This window comes from Bartonella sp. AC329YNZD, from assembly GCF_042196685.1.
In the GTDB taxonomy this organism is placed as follows: domain Bacteria; phylum Pseudomonadota; class Alphaproteobacteria; order Rhizobiales; family Rhizobiaceae; genus Bartonella.
In genome coordinates this window covers 1-1,145 of the sequence record NZ_JBHIQS010000081.1, presented here as the reverse complement: position 1 = coordinate 1,145, position 1,145 = coordinate 1, and the positions used below count along the sequence as shown (strand labels likewise).

1 protein-coding gene and 1 pseudogene are annotated in these 1,145 nt (G+C 33.4%); both read left to right on the top strand.

All coding sequences use genetic code 11. The features are described from left to right. Positions 1-77 (top strand): annotated as a pseudogene (locus ACFIMW_RS09300) (TrwH protein); the annotation flags it as partial. Further along, a complete protein-coding gene (locus ACFIMW_RS09295) occupies positions 74-889 on the top strand; it encodes a type IV secretion system protein (RefSeq protein WP_375608898.1) in 816 nt (271 codons plus the stop codon). The pseudogene ACFIMW_RS09300 and the gene ACFIMW_RS09295, both read left to right, overlap by 4 nt. Positions 890-1,145: the final 256 nt, after the last annotated feature.

Here is a 1,145-nt window from a genome sequence, read left to right as displayed (position 1 = left end):
TAAAGCAACCAAATGATAGAAACCGCGTACCCATTAATAAAACAATCCCTGCCGAAATCAAGCGAGGAGACAGATGAGAAAGATCTTTATTATAACAGGAATGATTATAGCTTTTGGATTGCCAAATTTAGCATATAGTTTTGTTACTTCCATACCTAATCCTGAAGTAATTCATGATAGTTATACATCTGCATCAAAAAAAACTGCAAAACCACCTGCTGAAAAACCACCTGCTGAAAAACCACTATCTACTTCAGCAAAAGAGTATCTGAAAATTATTGAATTATTAAAAGAACAGGTTGAAGCGCAAAAAAAGCGAATATCAAAAGATGCAGACATCTATCATTCTGTGATGGGTAATAGAGTAATTAACAGACTAATGTCCCCAAATAACATGGACTATTTTTTTCAAAATCCGGAGCTTATCTATCCAGTTCCAAAACTGCGCTACAACAACAAGGATACAATGTCTCAGAAACTTATGAATATTATTGCCGGCGTTATTATGAAAGAAAAAAGACCTCATATGTTGCCAAACGACCAAATACGTACAATGGTTAACGAGCGTCTCAAATATAGCGGTATCGTTTCTAAAGCCGTAAGCTTGCGAGCTTTTCAGGATGCAAAGAAACGTTTTATACAAATTACAAATTTCTTAAATGATATAGATAAAACAAGGAGTTTGTCAGAGGTCGCAGAATTGCAAGTATACATAAAGATCATGTTAGCCTTACTCCACAATGAATCTTTAAAGCTACAAATGATCAGGAATTTAAGCAATAATGAAGAATTTCTTATCGACATACAAAAACGCAAAATCTATGGAAATATAGTTAATTCATTACACAGACAGATGCCTCGCATACGGTTTTACCAAAATTCTTTATAACATTTGTTTTCTCTATTTTATGAAAATAATCCTATTGTACATGTCTCAACAATCTGGAAAAACGCACAAAAGTTTCATCAAATCCAAAATAATCTCGGTGGGAGCGCTTGGACAAATTGTGTCAATACCAATGAAGCACATAGCATGTATCTGTATTTTAAAATGATAAAAAATTGAAAATTCATTAAAGAGGAATGCCATGAACTTCACGCTGTTCACGCAACTTTTCACTGAAATTGACAAAATAACAAAAACT

What these genes read in the sequence shown, in the direction of transcription:
- ACFIMW_RS09295 (WP_375608898.1), top strand. Translation starts at nt 74, where the DNA reads ATGAGAAAGATCTTTATTATAACAGGAATGATTATAGCTTTTGGATTG.